The following is a 21519-nucleotide window of genomic DNA, read 5'->3' as shown; positions in this document are numbered from 1 at the left end:
GCAAATTTAACAAAAAATTTCTAATTAGCTTTTAATTTTTTCTAAATCTAATAAAAAACTAAATTCCTTTGCTAAGTCTTTTAAAGCCTCAAAACGTCCCGAAGCTCCACCATGTCCGGCATCCATATTGGTATCTAAAAATAAAAGATTATTATTTGTTTTTAGATTTCTCAATTTAGCTACCCATTTAGCTGGCTCCCAATACTGTACCTGCGAATCATGCAATCCTGTAGAAACATACATGTTAGGATAGTTTTGTGCTTTTACATTATCATACGGTGAGTACGATAACATATAATCGTAATATTTTTTATTATTTGGGTTTCCCCATTCGTCATATTCTCCGGTTGTCAGCGGAATACTGTCGTCCAGCATAGTTGTAATAACATCTACAAAAGGCACCTGAGCAATAACTCCTCTATATAATTCTGGCGCTTCATTTACGATAACTCCCATTAAAAGTCCTCCTGCAGATCCTCCTTCAGCATATAAATGTTCAGGAGAAGTGTAATTTTCGTCGATTACAAATTTAGAGCAATCGATGAAATCTGTAAAGGTATTTTTCTTTTTTAACAGTTTTCCATCTTCATACCATTGTCTCCCAAGATCTTCTCCTCCTCTAATATGAGCGATTGCATAAACAAAACCGCGATCTAAAAGAGAAAGTCGTGTAGACGAAAAATAAGTATCCATCGTAATTCCGTAAGAACCATAAGCGTAAAGTAATAACGGATTTTTACCGTCTTTATTTAATCCCTTGCGGTAAATCATCGAAACAGGCACTTTTACGCCATCTCTGGCTGTTGCCCAGACACGTTCTTCGATATAATTCTCTTTATCAAACTTTCCGCCTAAAACCTGTTGTTCTTTTAAGATTTCTTTGGTTTTAGTCTTCATGTTAAAATCAATTACAGACGAAGGCGTTGCAAGAGATTGATAACTGTAACGCAAAATATCGGTATCAAAATCAATATTTGTTGTCGTGTAAGCGCTGTAAGTTTCACTGCCAAAAGGAAGATAATAGTCCGCATCACCATTCCATGGCATGATACGAATATGATTTAATCCGTTTGAGCGTTCTTCTACAACCAAATAATTTTTGAAAATTTCGATATCTTCTAACAAAACGTCTTCGCGATGCGGAATAAGATCTACCCAGTTTTTCTTTCCTGTTTTATTTTCAGGCGTTTTCATCAACTTAAAATTGGTCGCCTTATCTTTATTCGTCAAAATATAAAAAGAGTTCTCAAAATGAGAAATACTATACTCTAAACCACGAACACGAGGCTGGAAAACCTCAAATTCTCCATCAGGATTATCAGAATTTAGAATTCTGTATTCAGTAGTCAACGTGCTTCCTGAACCAATTACAATATATTTTCTTGATTTTTCTTTGCTTATCGAAACATTAAAAGTATCATCAGTTTCATTAAAAACCAATACATCAGCAGTCGAATCCGAATTTAGTTTATGTCTAAAAACTTTATCCGCTCTTAAAGTAACTTCATCCTGCTTGGTATAAAAAACAGTTTTGTTATCATTTGCCCAAACAGATCCTCCTGTAGCATTTTCGATTTTATCTGATAGAATTTCACCAGTTTCTAAGTTTTTAAACTGAATGGTATAAATTCTTCGTCCCACAATATCAACTCCAAAACTGGCAAACTTGTTATCCGGACTTACACTTAAACCGCCAAGTTTAAAATAAGCATGTCCTTTTGCCAATTCATTACAATTGAACATAATTTCTTCATCTGCAGAAAGACTTCCTTTTTTTCTGGAAAAAATTGGATAATCCTGACCAGTTTCAAAACGGGTAATATAATAATAACCATTGTAGAAATAAGGAACAGATGAATCATCTTCTTTAATTCTGGCTTTCATTTCTTCATACAAATTTTCCTGAAGACCTTTTGTATGCGATGTCATACTCTGGTAATACGAATTCTCCAGATTTAAATAATCAATAACTTCAGGGTTTTCGCGATCGTTAAGCCAAAAATAATTATCGACTCTGGTTTCTTTATGTTTTTTTAATGATTTTGGAATTTCTTTGGCTTGTGGAGCCATTATATCGTTTTGCATTGATTGAGCATTAGTTTTTAAATACGAAGCAGCAAAAATACTATAAAGACAACAGAACCAAATTAATTTTTTCATAAAATATTCTATTGTTATCATACAGCAATATACTAATTTTGTATGAAATAATTTAAAATCAACAAAAATGGATTTAATGGGAATGATGGGTAAACTTAAAGAAACCCAACAAAAAATTGAAGATACAAAAAAACGTCTGGATACTGTTTTGATTGATGAACAAAGTGCTGACGGATTATTAAAAGTAACACTAACTGCAAACAGAAAGGTAAAATCAATATCTATTGACGACTCTTTACTTGAAGATAAAGAACAACTTGAAGATTATTTAATCGTAACATTAAATAAAGCAATAGAAAAAGCTACAAGTGTTAATGAACAAGAGCTTGACGCCGTTGCAAAAATGGATATGCCAATGATTCCGGGAATGGATAATCTTTTTAAGTAAGCCTCTAAGAAACTAAGACTCTAAGGCGCTAAGTTTCCTATTCGAAAAAACTTAGAACCTTAGAATCTTAGTACCTCAGAATCTTTTTCTAAAACTTCTGCAACGTTTCAATCACATATGTATGCATTACTTCTTTATAATCTAAATGCGTTACAAGTCTAAGTTTATTGTGTCCCATAGAGCTTATTAGAATATTTTTTTGTTTTAATTTTTCAATCAAAAGCTGATCACTGTAACCTTCTGCAAGGGAGAAAATCAAAATATTAGTTTCTACAGGTTCTATTGCTGAGACCCACGGTTTTGTACTTAAAACGGCCGCAATTTCTTTTGCACGACGATGATCTTCGGCTAATCTTTCTATATTATTTGCTAAAGCATATAATCCGGCTGCTGCCAAATAACCAACCTGACGCATTCCGCCGCCAAGTATCTTTCTGATTCTCAACGCCCTGTGAATATCTGCTTTGGTTCCTAACAAAACAGAACCTATTGGAGCGCCTAATCCTTTTGATAAACAAACCGAAATAGTGTCGAAAATAGCTCCAAATTCTTTCGGGTTTTGCCTTTTTGCCACTAATGCGTTCCAAATTCTGGCTCCATCAAGATGAAATTTCAAATTATTGGCATCGCAAACTTTTTTTATTTCTCTTAAATCATCTAACTCATAACATGCTCCACCACCTTTATTGGTCGTGTTTTCTACACAAACCAAACTTGTTAGCGGACTATGATAAAACTCCGGATCATTAATAGCAGCTGCAACCTGACTTGCCGTTATCATACCACGGTCTCCGTCTAATAAACAACACGAAACCCCACTATTAAAAGAAACCCCGCCTCCTTCATAATTATAAACATGTGCATATTTATCAGCAATCAATTGTTCTCCGGGTTGTGTATGTAATTTAATCGCCGTTTGATTGGCCATAGTTCCTGATGGAAAAAAAAGCCCTGCTTCCATACCAAAAAATTCAGCCACTCTAGTCTCTAATTCGATAACTGTGGGATCTTGCCTGTATACATCATCGCCAACATGTGCATTAAACATATACTGCAACATCTCGTATGTAGGCTTGGTAATGGTATCGCTAATTAAATTTATCTCCATATTCTAAAAAGTATATCTTTTTTCAACAGCAAAATTACGTATTACTGATAGTTATTCTTAACAAGTTTTGCTAAAATTTAACTAGCAATTACAATTAAACCAAATTAACGTAATAATTACAAAAAACATATAAAACTAACATTAATATTCTAAAGTTATCCTATAATTTTAGAGACCAATTTGTTAGACGAAAAAATCACACCTTTGATATAGCCCATAAAACAAGAGAAAGTATCTGATTTTGAGACATAAAACATTTCTTAAAAATAAACTGAAGAAAAAACAAAACCTGTAATATTTGATCTGGATAATCAAAATATTTTTCTTCTTTTATCTTTAGCAAAAGCTTCCTGAGATCAAATCACTTCTTTATAACTTTTATATTCCGGAATTTCAAAATGCAGTTTAGAGAAAGAATCTTTATCTAAGTTGTATTTGTTTATATTCTAGATACAATTATTTGATGCTAAACACTTTTTTGCATTCTTTTTTATATGTTAAAATTAATGTGATAATATAAAAACTATATCTTATTTTTGTGCTACAAAAATGACGTTTTTACTCAATGAGTTCTTTTTACAATTAAGTAATCAACGTAATATTCAAAACAAATAAACTACTATTAATTTATGACAACTACCGAACAAATAAAAGGTATTGTGGAGCGCCTTGGTGCGTTGAGGAGGTATCTTTGACGTTGATGCCAAACTAATTGAAATTGCCAACGAAGAAGAAAAAACCTTTGCTCCAGATTTCTGGAACAATGCAAAAGAAGCTGAAGTCATTGTAAAAAACCTTCGAAACAAGAAAAAATGGATCGAAGATTATAACAAAGCAATCGAACTTACAGATGAATTGCAGCTTGCCTATGATTTTTATAAAGAAGGGGAACTTTCTCAAGAAGAATTAAGCGAGCATTATAATACAACACAAGCTCATATTGAAAACATCGAGTTCAAAAACATGCTTTCTGATGAAGGCGATAGTTTAAGTGCCGTTGTACAAATTACGGCCGGAGCCGGCGGAACCGAAAGTTGCGACTGGGCCGGAATGCTTATGCGTATGTATATGATGTGGGGAGAAAGCTATGGTTTTAAAATAAAAGAACTAAACTTTCAGGCTGGTGAGGTTGCCGGAATAAAAACCGTTACACTTGAGTTTGAGGGAGATTATTCTTTTGGATATTTAAAAGGAGAAAACGGCGTACACCGCTTAGTTCGAATCTCTCCTTTTGACAGTAATGCCAAACGCCATACTTCATTTGCATCTGTGTATGTTTATCCGCTTGTTGATGACAGTATCGAAATTGACATTAATCCAGCAGATATCGAAATTACAACTTCTCGTTCCAGTGGAGCCGGAGGACAAAATGTGAATAAGGTTGAAACCAAAGTACAATTGGTACACAAACCAACCGGAATCCAGATTCAGTGTTCTGAAACCAGATCGCAGCAAGATAACAGACAACGTGCCATGCAAATGTTACGTTCTCAGTTGTACGAAATTGAGTTGAAGAAACAGCAGGCACAACGCGCTGATATCGAAGCCGGAAAAATGAAAATCGAATGGGGTTCGCAGATACGTAATTATGTAATGCAACCTTATAAATTAGTAAAAGATGTTCGTACAGGCTATGAAACCAGCGATGTTGATGGCGTTATGAACGGAAATATTGATCCTTTCCTAAAAGCATTTTTAATGATGATGGGGCAAAGAGAGGAAGAATAAATTTTAGTTTTCAGTCGAAGCTTACAGTCTCAGTAGAGGAAACAATTGTAAACCGAGACTGAGAACTGTAAACTAAAAGATAAAAATACTATGATTAAGTGGGCAGATATAATTCGTTTTACGAATAAAGGAAATCCAACTCCTGACAAAAGGGTGGAAAAAACACCGGAAGAATGGAAACAACTTTTAACGCCGGAAGAATTTCAGGTAACACGATTAAAAGGCACAGAAATATCCTTTAGTTCTGAACTTTGCAGTTTATTCGATCCTGGAATTTATGAATGTAAATGTTGTGGCACTTTGCTTTTTGATGCAAGCGAAAAATTTGAATCAGGAACTGGCTGGCCGTCTTTTACACAACCACTAAAAGAAAATGCTATTGCTTACCATGCAGATAAATCATACGGAATGATTCGTGTTGAGGTCGTTTGTAATACTTGCGATGCCCATTTAGGACATGTTTTTCCTGATGGTCCGGAACCAAGTGGTTTGCGTTATTGCATCAACGCAATTTCTCTTTCGAAAATTAAAGAATAATACCAAAATAAGCGATTCCTTTATAAAAGTGAATCGCTTTTTTATTCTAATTTAAATTTTTAGAACAATGCAAATCTACATTGCTTTTTTGCGCGGCATTAATATTAGCGGGCACAAAATAATCAAGATGGAATCACTAAGAACTATTTTAGCAGAACTTCCCATAGAAAACATTAGCACTTATATACAGAGTGGCAATATTATTTTTACTAGTAATCTTACTAATATTTCAGATTTAGAAAATCAGATCGCAAATTGTATAGAAAAACATTTTGGTTATCAGGTTTCCGTTTTAGTTCTGACTCTCGAAGAACTTCAAAAATGTGTCGAAAAAAATCCAGATCCAGATCATAATTTAAGCGATCCAACTCAGCCGTATGTTACTTTTTTATCAAAAAAGCCAACAACTAGTGATCTTGACAATTTTCAAAAGATTGATTTCCAAAACGATAAACACATAACAATCAACAAAGTACTATATATTATATATGCTAATCCCGGAGGAAATTCAAAACTCAGCAATACTATAATCGAGAATAAGTTGAATGTTAAAGCAACCACCAGAAACTGGAAAACAATTAACAAATTAATAGATTTAATGTTAATTTTACAATATTAGAAGCCTTATTTTAAATACTTTTTAACAAACTCAAAAAAAATATTAGGTAATTCAAATCTAATTGATTTTATTTGGCGAAAATTAACCCAATCAATTAAATTCATTCGATGAAATCCTATTCAATTCAAGAAATTAACGAAGTTATAAAAGGTGAAATTTATGGCACCACTTCTCAGAGCATTACTGCAACAGAGCAATTAGAAAAAGCTACTACTTCAGAAATTTCATTTATAGGAAATAAAAAATATGAAAAATTCTGGGAAGGATCAAAAGCTTCAATTGCAGTTGTTAACGAAGACATTTCAATTGAACCTGGAGAAAACCGTGCTTTTATTAAAGTAAAAAATGCTGATTTGGCAATGTCTCAAATTCTAGCTCTTTTTGCTCCCCCTACTCCTGTATTTCGCAATAATATTCATAAATCAGCAAACGTTGATGAAACAGCAATTATTGGTGAAGGTGCGCGAATTGGTGCGGGTTGCTATATTGGTCCAAAAGTTGAAATTGGTGCAAATGTTACTATCTATCCTAATGTTACTATTTTAGACGAATGTACTATTGGTAAAAATACGATCATTTGGTCAGGAGCTGTAGTTCGTGAACGTTGTCATATAGGTACAGACTGTATTATTCATCCTAACGCAACAATTGGTGCTGACGGTTTTGGTTTTCGTCCTTGTAGTGAAAAAGGTCTAGTAAAAATTCCGCAAATTGGTAATGTAATTATAGGTAACGGAGTTGAAATTGGAGCAAATACTTGCGTTGATCGTGGAAAATTTAGTTCAACAATTCTTGGAGACGGATGCAAAATTGATAATTTAGTTCAGATAGGTCATAACAGTAAATTAGGTAAGTTTTGTATTATGGCTGGAAATAGCGGTTTAGCTGGTTCTGTAACGTTAGGAAATGGTGTTATTATTGGCGGAAGCGCTTCTATAAAAGATCATACCACAATTGGCGATGGGGCTATCGTTGGTGCAGGTTCTGGTGTAGTTGGTGATATTCCTGCCGGAAAAACAATGTTAGGATATCCTGCTGTTGAAGCTCGTGACGCATTAAAACAATGGGCAATTCTAAAACGAATGGTTTGCGATTCTAAAAAATAAAACAACATACAATTTATATAGAAAACAGAAGTTCGCTTCTGTTTTTTTTTTGTTTCTGATAAATCTAAATCATTTAAATTTAAATCAGATTACCCCCTCTTTACTTCTTCCGCGAAAGCAAATATTTTGCATTTATAAATCCTACTTTTTAATTTCGTATGACTTTATATTTTATTATGTGGGTTTCAATTGATTTTGTAAATTAGCCAACACTATTTTACAAAAACCACAATATATCATGGATTTAAACTTCAATAAAAACGAAGATCACAATAAATTATTACTTTCTGACTTAAAACAACGATTTGCCAAAGTAAAATTAGGCGGAGGCGAAAAGCGAATCGAAAAATTACATGCCGAAGGCAAAATGACAGCCCGGGAACGTATCGCATATTTATTAGATGAAGGTGCAAAAAGTATTGAGATTGGAGGATTTGTTGGAGACGGAATGTATGCTGAACATGGCGGATGTCCATCTGGTGGTGTCGTAATTAAAATAGGATACATAAGAGGCAAACAATGTATCGTTGTTGCTAATGATGCGACTGTAAAAGCCGGTGCGTGGTTTCCTATAACCGGGAAGAAAAATCTTCGCGCTCAGGAAATTGCAATGGAAAACAGATTGCCAATTATTTATTTGGTTGACAGTGCAGGTGTTTATTTACCGCTTCAGGATGAGATATTTCCTGACAAGGAACACTTTGGTCGTATTTTTAGAAATAATGCTCAAATGAGCAGTATGGGAATCACACAAATTGCTGCCGTAATGGGCAGTTGCGTTGCTGGCGGTGCTTACTTGCCTATTATGAGTGACGAAGCTTTAATCGTTGACAAAACAGGAAGTATTTTCCTTGCCGGAAGCTACCTGGTAAAAGCAGCAATTGGAGAAACGATTGACAATGAAACTCTGGGTGGTGCTACAACGCATTGCGAAATTTCTGGTGTTACTGATTATAAGGCAAAAGATGATAAAGATGCTTTAGACAAAATAAAAAATATTGTAGATAAAATAGGCGATTATGATAAAGCCGGCTATAACAGAATTAAATCTGAAAAACCCGCTTTAGAACCTAAGGATATCTACGGAATTCTGCCAAAAGCCCGAAACGAACAATATGATATGATGGAAATCATCAATCGCTTGGTCGATAATTCTGAGTTTGAAGCTTACAAAGATGGTTACGGACAAACTATTATTACCGGTTACGCCAGAATTGATGGCTGGGCAGTAGGAATTGTTGCTAACCAAAGAAAGGTAGTGAAAACCAAAAAAGGCGAAATGCAATTTGGTGGAGTTATTTACTCTGATAGTGCAGATAAAGCAACCCGATTTATTGCTAATTGTAATCAGAAAAAAATTCCGTTAGTTTTTGTACAAGATGTTACCGGTTTCATGGTTGGATCAAAATCTGAACATGGAGGAATTATAAAAGATGGTGCCAAAATGGTAAATGCCGTGAGTAATTCTGTAGTTCCAAAATTTACAGTAATTGTAGGTAACTCTTATGGAGCAGGAAACTACGCCATGTGCGGAAAAGCCTATGATCCAAGGTTAATTTTTGCCTGGCCAAGTGCAGAACTTGCCGTTATGGGCGGAACTCAGGCTGCAAAAGTTTTGGCACAAATTGAAGCATCTTCGCTTAAAGCAAAAGGAGAAATTGTAGATGAAGCAAAAGAAGCCGACTTATTTAATAAAATTAAAGCAAGATATGACGAACAAACTTCGCCTTATTATGCTGCTTCAAGATTATGGACAGATGCGATTATTGATCCTTTAGATACCCGTACCTGGATTTCTATGGGAATCGAGGCTGCCAATCATGCTCCTATTCAAAAAGCTTTTAATCTGGGTGTAATTCAGGTTTAGCATTTTAATTTTCTCAAGATGCGTTAAAAAAATACAAAAATCTCAATTTCAAACACTTAAAAAGATACATGTGATTAAAAATTACTAACTTTATATGTAATTTTTAATCACGTAGTATCATGGAAAATGTAAAAAGCTTAAATAAATGGGCAAATTCGCACACTTATTTACCTGTAGATTTAGTACGTATTATTTTGGGCGTTTTTTTATTTATAAAGGGAATTTCATTTGTAACAAACGTTCAGTATTTACATGATTTAATCTCTCCAATTGATCAATTTGGCGGCGGAATGTTTCTTTTGCATTACATTGCACCAGCCCATATGATTGGAGGAATTATGATTGTTTTTGGATTACTTACACGTTGGGCGATTGCCGCTCAATTACCCATACTATTTGGAGCAATTCTTATAAATTTCATGGGACATATGCACTCTGAAAGTTTAATTTTGGCAATAGTAGTACTTTTAGTCTGTGTTTTCTTTTTATTTTATGGAAGTGGAAAACATTCAGCTGATTACTATTTCAAAATGCAACAATAACACCTCTTATCCTCAATAATTCTCACCTGAATATTGAGGATAAATAATAACAGTCCTTTAAAAGTTAATTAATTCTTTAAAATTTCTTTAATTGTATTTTATGAGCTAAATTCGCCACCATGAATTGGATTCGTAAAACTGTTATTTTTGTATCACTTTTGATAATTGCTTTTTTTGCTGCTCAGGCAAACGATTCTGCTATACAAATAACTGAATCTCAAAAAACAGACACGAATTTTTCTATCGATCATGCTGATTCATTAGCTTTTATTCAACCACAGGCAAGCTATCAATTTGCTGCCAATATAAAGACCAATCCATCTATTTTAGTTAAATGGTTTGATTCGTTATTAATGGTACTACCTCAGCACAAAGCTGTAAAATCAACATCGAATTTTGCAAATCAATTTGCAACTCAGAGCAAAAAATTCCTCTTAATGCTCTATCCCTTCCATTTTTTTTGGTAGACAAATTATGACATATTAATTAGGAAAAATACTTTTTCCTAAACAAGACGAAGCGTTTTCTAATCTGGAAACGGCGTCATATTTCATAATAATTTATCAAATTTAAAAAACACAATGGAAACAAGTGTAACCATAATTGGTATTGTGATTGCGATCATAGTAGCCATTCCTATTTATTTTTCGGCAAGAACAAGCGCCGCAAACAAATCAAAAATTTTAAACATAAAAAAGAAATTCAGTCCAACGCATCCGGAGGATTTTGATTTAACTGAATCTCAAAGCAACAAAACGCTTACGATAGATCAAAAAAACCGAAGATTTATTTTGATGAATTTCAATCCAAATCAACAAGAATCTACTTATCTGGATTTAAAAAGTGTCACATCATGCAAGTTAGTTCCAACGACCGAAGGACCTTCTGACACAATTGTAAAAATTGATTTTGAATTTCAGGACAAAGAAACTTCTAAAAAAATTATAATTCCATTCTATGATTTTGACGATGACCGCATCAAACAAATAAGTGTCTATCAAGATCATCAGTTTGCAAAGAAATGGCTTAAAATCATCCAAGATTCTATTTCACGTTAGTTATTTAATTCAGAAAAGAGGCTCCTAGTGAGTCTCTTTTTTTTGGTTAATACATGATATTTGTCATTTTATGTGTAGTTCATAAATTCTAATTTTGAAACAAACAAAATCCGACTTTATGAAAATCTCACTGACTCAAAAGTACAATGTCCCAGGTCCCAGATATACGAGTTATCCAACAGTTCCGTACTGGAACGAGGGCGATTTTACAAATCAAAAATGGATAACGTCTTTTCAGAAAGCATTTTCAGAAAGTAATTCTCAAAACGGAATTAGTTTATATATTCATTTGCCATTTTGCGAAAGCATGTGTACTTTTTGTGGCTGCAATAAACGAATTACAAAAAATCATTCGGTTGAAGAAACCTATATAAAAGCCGTTCTCAAAGAATGGGATTTATATTGCAATTTATTACCACAAAAACCACTAATAAAAGAAATACATTTAGGAGGAGGAACTCCAACTTTTTTCTCAATAAATAATTTAGAATTACTTATAAACGGCATACTTTCTAAAGCTAACAAAGCTAATAACTACGAATTTAGTTTTGAAGGTCATCCTAACAATACAACTTATGAACAACTTAAAAAGCTTTATGATTTAGGCTTTCGCCGAGTTAGTTTTGGAGTTCAGGATTATGCCGAAAAAGTTCAAAAAGCTATTCATAGAATCCAGCCTTTTCATAATGTAGCAAAAGTGACATTTTGGGCAAAAGAAATTGGTTACACTTCAATAGGTCATGATATTATATTTGGTCTTCCTTTTCAAACCATTGACAACGTAATTGATACGGTCGAAAAAACAAATTCTTTAAAACCGGATCGTCTGGCATTTTACAGCTACGCTCATGTACCATGGATAAAAGGAAACGGACAACGCGGGTTTAATGAAGAGAACCTTCCCAAAGATGCTGAAAAACGAAAACTATACGAAACGGGAAAACAAATGCTTTCTAAAAATGGATATCACGAAATTGGGATGGATCATTTTGCTTTAATATCTGACAGTTTGTATAAAGCAACAGCAAACAAAGAATTGCATCGAAATTTTATGGGATATAGTGCTTCAAAAACACAACTTATGATTGGTTTAGGTGTTTCATCTATAAGTGATAGCTGGTATAGTTTTGCTCAAAACACAAAAAGCATAGAAGAATATTATCAATTATTAGAAGATGATAAATTGCCTGTTGTAAAAGGTCATATACTTAGCGAAGAAGATTTGATTATTAGAAAACACATACTAAACTTAACATGTGAATTTGAAACTTCCTGGAGTAATGAATTATATTTTAAGGAAATTGAACAAGTTCTGGAAAACCTAAAAGAAATAGAAAAAGATCAATTGATTATAATTGAAAACGATAAAATCAGGATTACGGAATCAGGAAGACCTTTTGTTCGAAATATCTGTATGGCTTTTGATTTACATTTAAAAAGAAGATCACCAGAGACAAACTTATTCTCTATGACAGTTTAATGACAGTTAGGAGTTCCTTGTACAAACAAACTCATATTTGATGGGGAAATATAAGGAATCCCCAATCCAAGTCCTCTAAGGATAAATAAAACACCTATTACGATAGCTACATATGGAATCGCCTTTTGGATTTTATTTCTAAAAGGCAATTTTATTAATGAATGTACGTAAACAACAATTGTCATTAAAGGTACAGTTCCCAATCCGTAGAGAATCATATATAAAACTCCAAAGCTGGCACTTTGCATGGCAATTGCACCAAATAGAGCTACATAAACCATTCCGCAAGGCAAAAACCCGTTTAATAATCCTATTGTAAAAAGCGATTTATAGGTTCTCTTTTTAAACTGATTTCCTAAACTTGATTTTACTTTTGAAATAATTTTATAGACCGGTTTTGAAAAATTGTATTTCGAAAAAACCTTTTCAGGAATCAAAACCACAATAATCATTATTATACCAATAAAGACAGACATTTTTTGTTGTAATCCTGCCAGAAAAAACCCTCGTCCCAATAATCCAAAAATGAGTCCGATAGTTGCGTATGCAGTCAGTCTTCCTAAATGATAAGTAACGATCTGACTAATTTTCTTAGCTTCATTTTGATGATCTACAGGTAACATCATAGCAATTGGACCACACATTCCTATGCAGTGTAAACTACTTATAAGTCCTAATATAAAAGCTGAGTATAACATTACTATAGTTTTTATCTTTTGCCACAGATTAAAATTAAAATGATTTAAAAAAATGGCTTTAAAAATCATTATAATCTGTGGCAGAAAAATATATTTTTTTTAACGTATAATTTAATTTACGTAAATAACCTCTTTCGAAAGGTACTTAGTTCCTTTATACTCCCATTCCATATTAACATCCCAACGTCCTTTAATCAGTTTCTTTTGCGGAATAAGTAAAGCTGAATTTGTTAAGGCAATTTGCGTTTCAAAATCAAATTTTTTATTTGAAGGTCGGTATAATGATACATTCCCTTTTACTTTATCATTTTCAAAAGTTGCAGGAAAAGCTATTTTTACACCGCTTTCAGTATATTTAATAGAAGGGCCTTGCGCTAAATCATGAGCATTCTGAATTCTGGCCATTTCATCCTGAAAATGCGAATCGTGTTTATAGTATTCTTCAACAACTAAGTCATTATCGTATTTACTATTTGACTGTACTTCAAAAACAAAATATAAAATAAAAGTCATAAATAATGCAAATGCAATGACAATTCCGGTTCCCCAATTTATTTTCATAATATTATATTTTTTAATTAAAACTTCGTGGTCCTAAAAAATTAGTTGTAGTAGTTTCCAGTAATTCTTTACCATTATAAAGTCCAATTTCAACTTTGGTTTTATCACTTTCAAGAAGTGCCTGATCAATTTCTATAAATAATGTTCCTTGCGAAATTCCTTCTTTTAAAACTTTAAAATGTTGGTTCCCTACATTTATGATATTACCTTTTTGATCAATTAGTTCAAAATGAATATCATGATAATCTTTTATTGTTTTGTTGACGATCTTATACGTGTAAACATTACTGATCATATCGCCTTTATGTTGAAACAATTGTCCGGGTAAACGTAAAACAACAGCCTGAACCTCGGTTCGCAAAAACAACATTCCAACAAAAACACTTAATAGAATAAATAAAACAGCTGTGTAGCCTTTCATTCTGGCAGTAAACTTAAATGGTGTTTTTTTAACAATTTCATCCTCAGAAGCATATCGAATAAGACCTTTTGGCAAGCCTACGCTTTCCATAATAGTATCGCATTCATCAATACAAGCAGTACAATTTGTGCATTCTAACTGTGTTCCGTTTCTAATATCAATTCCCATTGGGCAAACATGAACACATTGGTGACAATCAATACAATCTCCTTTTCCTGTTGTCGCTCTTTCTTCTTTTTTATTAAATTTTGCACGACCTGTTTCTTTTTCTCCACGAACAAAATCATAGGCTACATTAATAGATTTATCATCTAAAAGTACGCCTTGTAATCTTCCGTAAGGACAGGCGATAATACAAACCTGTTCCCGAAACCAAACAAAAACAAAATAAAAAACTCCTGTAAAAATTAGCAGCGCAATAAAATTACTGGATTGCTGGATTGGTCCTTGTTCAACCATTAAAAACAATTGGTCACTACCTACCAAATACGCCAGAAAAACATTGGCGATACCAAACGAAATGACAAAAAATATGACCCACTTAGTTAATCTCTTTCGTATTTTTTCACTGTTCCATTCTTGTCGTGCTAAGCGTGATTGAGCTCCGCGATCTCCATCAATCCAATATTCTATTCGACGAAAAATCATTTCGAGAAAGATCGTCTGAGGACAAATCCATCCGCAAAAAATCCTGCCAAATACAACGGTAAATAAAATTATAAAGACAATACCAACTAGCATTGAGATCACAAAAAGATAGAAATCCTGTGGCCAAAATGGAAAACTAAAAATATTAAAACGCCGTTCCATAACATTAAACAGCATAAATTGATTTCCGTTTACCTTTATAAATGGATTTGCAACTAAAATAGCTAATAATATATAGCTGACTATTTTTCGATATTCATAGAACTTACCAGACGGTTTTTTAGGAAAAATAAATTTTCTGTTACCTCCTTCATCAATAGTTCCAATGGTATCTCTAAAAGCTTCGTCTGGTAAATTTGACATGATTTGTTGTAATTATTTTTTAACTTGAGTACTATCTGCTGATGTACTTGTTGTAGCATCTTTTGCTGTAGCATTTTCATCTACCCAAATTTCTCCTTCTGATTCTTTTGGATCTTTTGGATTACTTCCTTGTAAGGATAAAATATAACTCGCTACTTTTTGAATTTCCTTAGGTTTTAAAGTTCCTTTCCAGGCAATCATTCCTTTTCCGTCTCTTCCTCCATTTGTTATGGTGTGGAAAAGATTTTTGATTCCTCCGCCCAAAATCCAACGATCATCAGTAAGGTTTGGACCAATTTGTCCACCAGCATCTGCACGGTGACAAGCTGCACAATTTGTTGTGAATATTTCTTTTCCTGCAGCTAAACTTTCAGGATCCGTTAATAAGACAACTGTCTTTTCATCCATTAAATCAGGTGCCGTTTTAAGGTATTCGTCTACATCAATTTTTGCCTGAGCCATTTCTTTTTTAAGCTCCATTTCCTGATCGTCTCCACCAAAAACTTCGTAACGTGCAAAATAAATTACTCCAAAAACAATACAGATATAAAATAAATATACCCACCATGGCGGTAAATTATTATCTAATTCTTTAATACCATCATAATCATGATCCATTAACAGATCGCCTTCTTTTTCTATAGGTTCTGTTTTGGTAAGCTTATGCATTAAATCTTTATACCATGTACTCTCTGTTAAACTTAAACTGTTTTCGTACTCTAGTTTTGCCTTTTCTTCTGGTGACATCAATTGGTACATAATACGATTGACTGCATTTAATGTAATTTCGATGGCAATCAAAATAAATAAGAAGACAAACAAAAAAACAGAAACCATTGGATATTTTATAAAAGCAGGTCTGTCACCTGAATCTATAAAGTACTCCATCAAAGCAAAGACGATAAAGAAAATCAGCGGTACTCTTATATATACTGGGAAAAACTTTTTCATTTTAATTATCTTTTGAAATTATACTATACTCCTCATCTAAAGGTATTTCACTCATTTCCTTAATTTTTTCTTTTCTGTATGTAAATACCCAAAAGCCTAATCCTACAAAGAAGAAAAAGAATATTAAGAGAGAAAGTATCGGGTAAACTTCAATACCCGATATGTTTTCCATATTGTGTTTTATTTGTTCAAACATATGCTGTTATTTAGAGGTCTCTTTTACTTTTATATCAGTTCCCAGTCTTTGTATATATGCTATCAAAGCAACAATTTCTCTTTCGTTCATCGGGATGAATTTTTCACCTTTTGCGGCTGCTTTTTTCTTACTTTCCTCATAACTTTTCACGAAATCAGGATCGTTTTCTAAATTCTTCTCGATTGTAATTGCCTGAGCTCTTAATAATTTTTGAGCATTTGCCACTTCAGCTTCTGTATAAGGAACTCCAAGAGTAACCATAACCTGCATTTTCTTTTGTGTTAAGGAAATATCCATTGGTTCGTTATCAAACAACCATTTATATCCTGGCATTATAGAACCGGCAGAAATACTTTGAGGATTCCAGAAATGGTTAAAGTGCCAATTATCATTATACTTCCCACCTACTCTCAATAGATCCGGTCCTGTACGTTTAGATCCCCAAAGGAACGGGTGATCATAAACAAACTCACCTGCTTTTGCCTGTGGTCCATAACGTTCCACTTCACTTCTAAAAGGACGAACGGATTGTGAGTGACAACCCACACAACCTTCTCTAATATATAGATCACGTCCTTCAAGTTCTAACGGTGTATAGGGTTTGACACTTGAGATTGTTGGAATATTAGATTTAACCATAATCGTTGGCACAATTTGAATAACTCCACCAATTAAAATAGCGATTGTAGCTAAAATGGTCAACTGAATTGGTTTTCTTTCTAACCAGGTATGGAATTTTTCTCCGCTTAATCTGTTTTTGCTAATTCTTTGCAAAGCAGGCGCCTGAGCCAATTCATCTTCGATTGTTTCACCCGCTTTAACTGTCATTATAATGTTGTAAACTAATGTAAACATCCCTATTAAATAGAAAGTACCTCCAATTGCTCTCATCCAGTATAATGGCATAATTGCAGTTACTGTTTCAAGAAAGTTACCATAAGTTAATGTGCCATCCGGGTTAAATTGTTTCCACATTGATGCTTGCTGAAAACCTGCAACATACATTGGTACCGTATATAAAATAATTCCTAACGTACCGATCCAGAAATGGAAATTTGCTAATTTTTTAGAGAACAATGTACTTTTTGTCATTCGTGGAATCAACCAATAAATAATACCAAAAGACATAAATCCGTTCCATGCTAAAGCTCCTACGTGAACGTGTGCAATAATCCAGTCTGTATAATGCGCAATAGCATTTACGTTTTTAAGCGAAAGCATTGGACCTTCAAAAGTGGCCATTCCGTAACCAGTTATGGCTACCACAAAGAATTTTAAAACCGGTTCTTCACGAACTTTGTCCCAGGCACCTCTTAAAGTCAGAAGTCCGTTAATCATACCACCCCAAGACGGAGCAATAAGCATTACTGAAAATGCAACACCTAAATTTTGAGCCCAGTTTGGTAAAGCTGAATATAATAAGTGGTGTGGTCCTGCCCAGATGTAAATAAATATCAAAGACCAAAAGTGAATGATTGATAATCTATAAGAATAAATAGGACGGTTAGCTACTTTTGGGATAAAGTAATACATTAATCCTAAAAACGGGGTTGTCAGGAAAAACGCAACTGCATTATGTCCGTACCACCATTGTACTAAAGCATCCTGAACACCGGCATAAACCGAGTAGCTTTTTAAGGCTGATACCGGAATTTCGATATTATTAAAAATATGTAAAACAGCTACTGTAACAAATGTGGCTAAATAAAACCAAATCGCTACATATAAATGGCGCTCTCTACGACGTAACATTGTTCCTATCATATTGATTCCCATCACGACCCAAATAAGAGCTATCGCGATATCAATAGGCCACTCCAACTCAGCATATTCTTTTGATGAAGTATATCCTAAAGGCAATGTAATTGCTGCTGCAACAATAATAAGCTGCCAGCCCCAAAAATGTAAGCTACTTAAGAAATCACTAAACATTCTGGCTTTTAGCAATCGCTGGAGGGAATAATACATTCCCGCAAAAAAGGCATTACCAACAAAGGCAAAAATTACAGCGTTGGTATGCAAAGGTCGTAATCGACCGTAGCTAAGCCACGAAATACCATCTGTGATGTTGGGAAAAAGGTACATAACCGCTAGGGTCAGACCTACTAACATACCTACTACTCCAAAGAGAATAGTGGCGTAAATGAACTTTTTTACAATTTTGTTGTCGTAATAAAACTGTTCCATTTCCATAATTATACTTGTTTTTCTTCTGTTGTTGATTTATTATTTTGGGGAGTAATTTTTGTTTCGTCATCAAAAAGCATTCTGACCGAAGGAGTATAATCATCATCATACTGTCCTGATTTTACAGCTATGATAAAGGCAATAAAAAAACAAATTGCTACGAAAATACTTACTGAAATCAATAGATAAATGACACTCATACCTTAAATTTATGTTAACAAAATTAGAAAGTTAAAGGCTTTTAAAATATGATAATTATCATGATTGAGGATATTTGTTAAAAATATAAAAAAATTCCTTCAAAATTACACATAATGACTATAAACTACTCTTACTGAAATAGTTAGAAGTTAATGTAACAAAACTCACTATTGTAACGGTACTTAATGGCATAATAATCGCTGCTACCAAGGGAAGCAGGTTACCAGTGACGGCAAATGAGAGTCCTACCAGATTATAAAGAAGTGATAAAATAAAACTCATTTTGATTATTAAAATCGATTTATGAGACAATTTTAGAAAATAATCTAATCGAGAAAACTCTGAAGCGTCTAAAATTGCATCACATGCAGGAGAAAAAACATTGACATTCTCAGAGATCGAAATTCCAACATTACTCTGCGCTAATGCACCAGCATCATTTAGCCCGTCTCCTACCATCATTACATTTTGCCCCTTATCCTGAAGTTCCTTAATAAAATCTAGTTTTTGTTCTGGCTTTTGATTAAAAATCAGTTCTGTACCTTTTGGTAATACAGCTTCAAGATTAGCCCTTTCTCCGTCATTATCACCTGAAAGCACTTTTATAGTATAGCTTTTACTAAGCGTTAAAAATAACTTTTCGAGACCTTCCCTATATTGGTTCTGGAAAATAAACTTACCTATATACTGATTATCAATTTTAATATGAAGTGCGGTTCTTTCAATTTCAGATGAATCTAAAATTGAATTATCCACAAAGGCTGCTGAACCTATTTTAATAATTTTATTTTCAACTAAAGCCTGAATTCCTTTTCCGGTTATTTCCTGAAAATCATCAACCTTTATTCTTTTTGAATCTTCTAAAAAATCATATAAAATACGGCTCAAAGGATGATTTGATCCGCGAAGCACATTCTTTATCAAAACATAGTTTTCATCAGAAATCGTATTTCCCTCATAAGTAATACTCGACTTTTTGTTGGTCGTAATTGTTCCGGTTTTATCAAAAACTATAGTATCAACTTTTGCCAATTGTTCGATTACCAATGCATTTTTTAGATACATTTTTTGTTTGCCCATTATTCTTAAAATATTCCCGAAAGTAAATGGTGCAGTAAGTGCCAGCGCACATGGACAAGCGACAATCAAAACGGCAGTGAAAACATTAAAGGCTGTATTGGCATCAATAAAAATCCAATACCCGAAACCTGCAAAAGCAATTAGCAATAATATAGGAGTGAAATAACGACTTATTGCATCTGTAATGGTTTTATGCTTTTGAAGTACTTTTTTCTGGAAAATTTCATTACTCCACAATTGGGTAAGATAACTTTGTGAGACAGAATGCAATACTTCCATTTCAATTACTTTACCAATTTGCTTGCCTCCCGCAAAAACTTTATCTCCGGATTTTTTAGTAATGGGAACTGCTTCACCGGTTACAAAACTATAATCAATTTCAGCTTTTTCGCTTATCAATATACCATCTACCGGAATAAGTTCCTGATTTCTTATCAGTAATCTATTTCCTTTTATAATATCATAAATGGGAACACTTTCTTCTGATACATCCGGATTTATTCTGGTAACGGCAATGGGAAAATAGGATTTAAAATCTCTTTCAAAACTTAAAAAACTATAGGTTTTTATCTGAAACATTTTTCCAAGCAGCATAAAAAATACTAAACCTGTTAAACTGTCAAAAAAACCTGATCCATAATTCATTATAATATCAAAAGTACTGCGAACAAACATTACGATTATCCCTAAAGCAATTGGAATATCGATATTTAGCATTCCTGATTTTATACTTTTATAAGCAGAAACATAATAACCACTTGCTGAATATAAAAAACTTGGCAGAGCCAAAATAAAAATTAGAATCCTGAAAAATGGTTTGTAATTATCTAACCAGAATTCTTTGATTTCAAAGTATTCCGGAAAGGATAACAGCATAATATTTCCAAAGCAAAAAAATGCAACTCCTAATTTATAAGTCAGAGTTCTATCTACATTTGTTTTACCTGTTTCGTAGTTTTCTAAACTAATATAAGGTTCATAACCTATTGAACTTAAGAGATAAACAATAGTTTTTAAGGAAACAAGATCTGAGTTAAAGGTAATTCGAACTCGTTTTTCAGGAAAATTAATCTGGGAAACACTTATTCCTGATTGAATTCTATTTAGGTTTTCAAGAATCCAAATACAAGAACTACAATGAATATGAGGGATGTTTAATGAAACTATTGAAGTATTTGCTTCCTGAAATTCTAATAATTTTGACAAAATAGCCTCATTATCTAAAAAGTCATATTTACCCTGAATATCTTGCGGAGTAGCACCGGGTGATTTTTCAAAATCATAGTAGCATGTTAAATCATGAAGACTAAAAATTTCGTAAACGGTTTTACATCCGGTACAACAAAACTTTTTTTCATCAAAATTGATTTCTTCATTTTTAACAATGGTTAACCCACAATGAAAACAACTTTGCTCACTCATAAAATTTGTTTTTTTTGATACGACAAAAGTTGTAAAAACGAGAGATTATAAAAATGATATTTATCATATTATAATGAAATCGGATTCTAAATTTAGGCAAATAAAAATGGGTAAATAGAAATAATAGTTTTTTTGTGCGTTTTTTCTAAGGATAATAGCGCCTATCTATTGAATAATGGTTAATTTTGCACCAAATAT

At 33.2% G+C, this 21519-nt stretch carries 20 protein-coding genes; 10 read left to right on the top strand and 10 right to left on the bottom strand.

Going from position 1 to position 21519, the window contains the following annotated elements:
- Positions 1-24: 24 nt before the first annotated feature.
- Positions 25-2160 (bottom strand): S9 family peptidase, encoded by a 2136-nt coding sequence (locus ASF10_RS15640; RefSeq protein WP_056252198.1) that lies wholly within the window; start codon positions 2158-2160, stop codon positions 25-27.
- Positions 2161-2227: 67 nt separating this feature from the next.
- Here ASF10_RS15640 and ASF10_RS15635 point away from each other — a divergent pair, with 67 nt between their 5' ends.
- Complete coding sequence (locus ASF10_RS15635; protein ID WP_055098103.1) at positions 2228-2548, top strand: YbaB/EbfC family nucleoid-associated protein; 321 nt, start codon at positions 2228-2230, stop codon at positions 2546-2548.
- An 88-nt stretch (positions 2549-2636) separates the two neighbouring features.
- Here the strand turns inward: ASF10_RS15635 and ASF10_RS15630 are convergent, their stop codons facing one another.
- A complete protein-coding gene (locus ASF10_RS15630; RefSeq protein ID WP_056250826.1) occupies positions 2637-3656 on the bottom strand; it encodes a threonine aldolase family protein in 1020 nt (339 codons plus the stop codon).
- A gap of 629 nt (positions 3657-4285) precedes the next feature.
- Between ASF10_RS15630 and prfB the strand changes: the two genes are divergently transcribed.
- The 9 genes from prfB (at position 4286) to hemN (ending at position 12593) form a co-directional block, all read left to right on the top strand.
- Positions 4286-5384, top strand: a protein-coding gene (gene prfB, locus ASF10_RS15625; RefSeq protein WP_117611387.1) for a peptide chain release factor 2 whose coding sequence is annotated in 2 segments (ribosomal slippage) — positions 4286-4348 and positions 4350-5384 — 1098 coding nt in all. Because the reading frame shifts where the segments join, the coding sequence is not laid out codon by codon here.
- A gap of 90 nt (positions 5385-5474) precedes the next feature.
- A complete protein-coding gene (gene msrB / locus ASF10_RS15620) occupies positions 5475-5921 on the top strand; it encodes a peptide-methionine (R)-S-oxide reductase MsrB (RefSeq protein ID WP_056250821.1) in 447 nt (148 codons plus the stop codon).
- Positions 5922-5988: 67 nt separating this feature from the next.
- Complete coding sequence (locus ASF10_RS15615) at positions 5989-6540, top strand: DUF1697 domain-containing protein (RefSeq protein ID WP_056250818.1); 552 nt, start codon at positions 5989-5991, stop codon at positions 6538-6540.
- A gap of 107 nt (positions 6541-6647) precedes the next feature.
- Positions 6648-7646 (top strand): UDP-3-O-(3-hydroxymyristoyl)glucosamine N-acyltransferase, encoded by a 999-nt coding sequence (gene lpxD / locus ASF10_RS15610; RefSeq protein WP_056250815.1) that lies wholly within the window; start codon positions 6648-6650, stop codon positions 7644-7646.
- A 238-nt stretch (positions 7647-7884) separates the two neighbouring features.
- Positions 7885-9513, top strand: a complete 1629-nt coding sequence (locus ASF10_RS15605; protein WP_056250813.1) for an acyl-CoA carboxylase subunit beta — start codon at positions 7885-7887, stop codon at positions 9511-9513.
- Positions 9514-9632: 119 nt separating this feature from the next.
- Entirely contained in the window at positions 9633-10055 is a 423-nt protein-coding gene (locus tag ASF10_RS15600; protein WP_056250810.1) for a DoxX family protein, read from the top strand.
- A 119-nt stretch (positions 10056-10174) separates the two neighbouring features.
- Positions 10175-10522: a hypothetical protein gene (locus ASF10_RS15595; RefSeq protein WP_056250808.1), complete on the top strand. Its 348-nt coding sequence runs from the start codon at positions 10175-10177 to the stop codon at positions 10520-10522.
- A 114-nt stretch (positions 10523-10636) separates the two neighbouring features.
- Positions 10637-11113 carry a hypothetical protein gene (locus ASF10_RS15590; protein WP_056250805.1) on the top strand — a complete coding sequence of 159 codons (477 nt, stop codon included), beginning with the start codon at positions 10637-10639 and terminating at the stop codon, positions 11111-11113.
- 118 nt (positions 11114-11231) lie between these two features.
- On the top strand, positions 11232-12593 hold the full coding sequence (gene hemN / locus ASF10_RS15585) for an oxygen-independent coproporphyrinogen III oxidase (RefSeq protein WP_056250802.1): 1362 nt from the start codon (positions 11232-11234) through the stop codon (positions 12591-12593).
- On the opposite strand, the gene ASF10_RS15580 is transcribed toward hemN, so the two are convergent.
- The 8 genes from ASF10_RS15580 to ASF10_RS15545 form a co-directional block, all read right to left on the bottom strand.
- On the bottom strand, positions 12590-13291 hold the full coding sequence (locus ASF10_RS15580; RefSeq protein WP_056252195.1) for a sulfite exporter TauE/SafE family protein: 702 nt from the start codon (positions 13289-13291) through the stop codon (positions 12590-12592). The genes hemN and ASF10_RS15580 overlap by 4 nt on opposite strands.
- 111 nt (positions 13292-13402) lie before the next feature.
- Complete coding sequence (locus ASF10_RS15575) at positions 13403-13852, bottom strand: FixH family protein (protein ID WP_056250800.1); 450 nt, start codon at positions 13850-13852, stop codon at positions 13403-13405.
- A 13-nt stretch (positions 13853-13865) separates the two neighbouring features.
- A complete protein-coding gene (gene ccoG / locus ASF10_RS15570; protein WP_056250797.1) occupies positions 13866-15284 on the bottom strand; it encodes a cytochrome c oxidase accessory protein CcoG in 1419 nt (472 codons plus the stop codon).
- A gap of 12 nt (positions 15285-15296) precedes the next feature.
- On the bottom strand, positions 15297-16235 hold the full coding sequence (locus tag ASF10_RS15565; protein WP_056250795.1) for a cbb3-type cytochrome c oxidase N-terminal domain-containing protein: 939 nt from the start codon (positions 16233-16235) through the stop codon (positions 15297-15299).
- Position 16236: 1 nt separating this feature from the next.
- A complete protein-coding gene (locus ASF10_RS15560; RefSeq protein WP_056250794.1) occupies positions 16237-16431 on the bottom strand; it encodes a CcoQ/FixQ family Cbb3-type cytochrome c oxidase assembly chaperone in 195 nt (64 codons plus the stop codon).
- A gap of 6 nt (positions 16432-16437) precedes the next feature.
- Complete coding sequence (gene ccoN / locus ASF10_RS15555) at positions 16438-18624, bottom strand: cytochrome-c oxidase, cbb3-type subunit I (protein ID WP_056250792.1); 2187 nt, start codon at positions 18622-18624, stop codon at positions 16438-16440.
- Positions 18625-18626: 2 nt separating this feature from the next.
- A complete protein-coding gene (gene ccoS / locus ASF10_RS15550) occupies positions 18627-18818 on the bottom strand; it encodes a cbb3-type cytochrome oxidase assembly protein CcoS (protein WP_056250789.1) in 192 nt (63 codons plus the stop codon).
- A gap of 118 nt (positions 18819-18936) precedes the next feature.
- Entirely contained in the window at positions 18937-21321 is a 2385-nt protein-coding gene (locus ASF10_RS15545; protein ID WP_056250788.1) for a heavy metal translocating P-type ATPase, read from the bottom strand.
- Positions 21322-21519: the final 198 nt, after the last annotated feature.

Source organism: Flavobacterium sp. Leaf82, from assembly GCF_001422725.1.
Classification (GTDB): domain Bacteria; phylum Bacteroidota; class Bacteroidia; order Flavobacteriales; family Flavobacteriaceae; genus Flavobacterium.
Note: the sequence above shows the minus strand (reverse complement) of the source record. Positions and strands in the feature narration are given on the sequence as shown.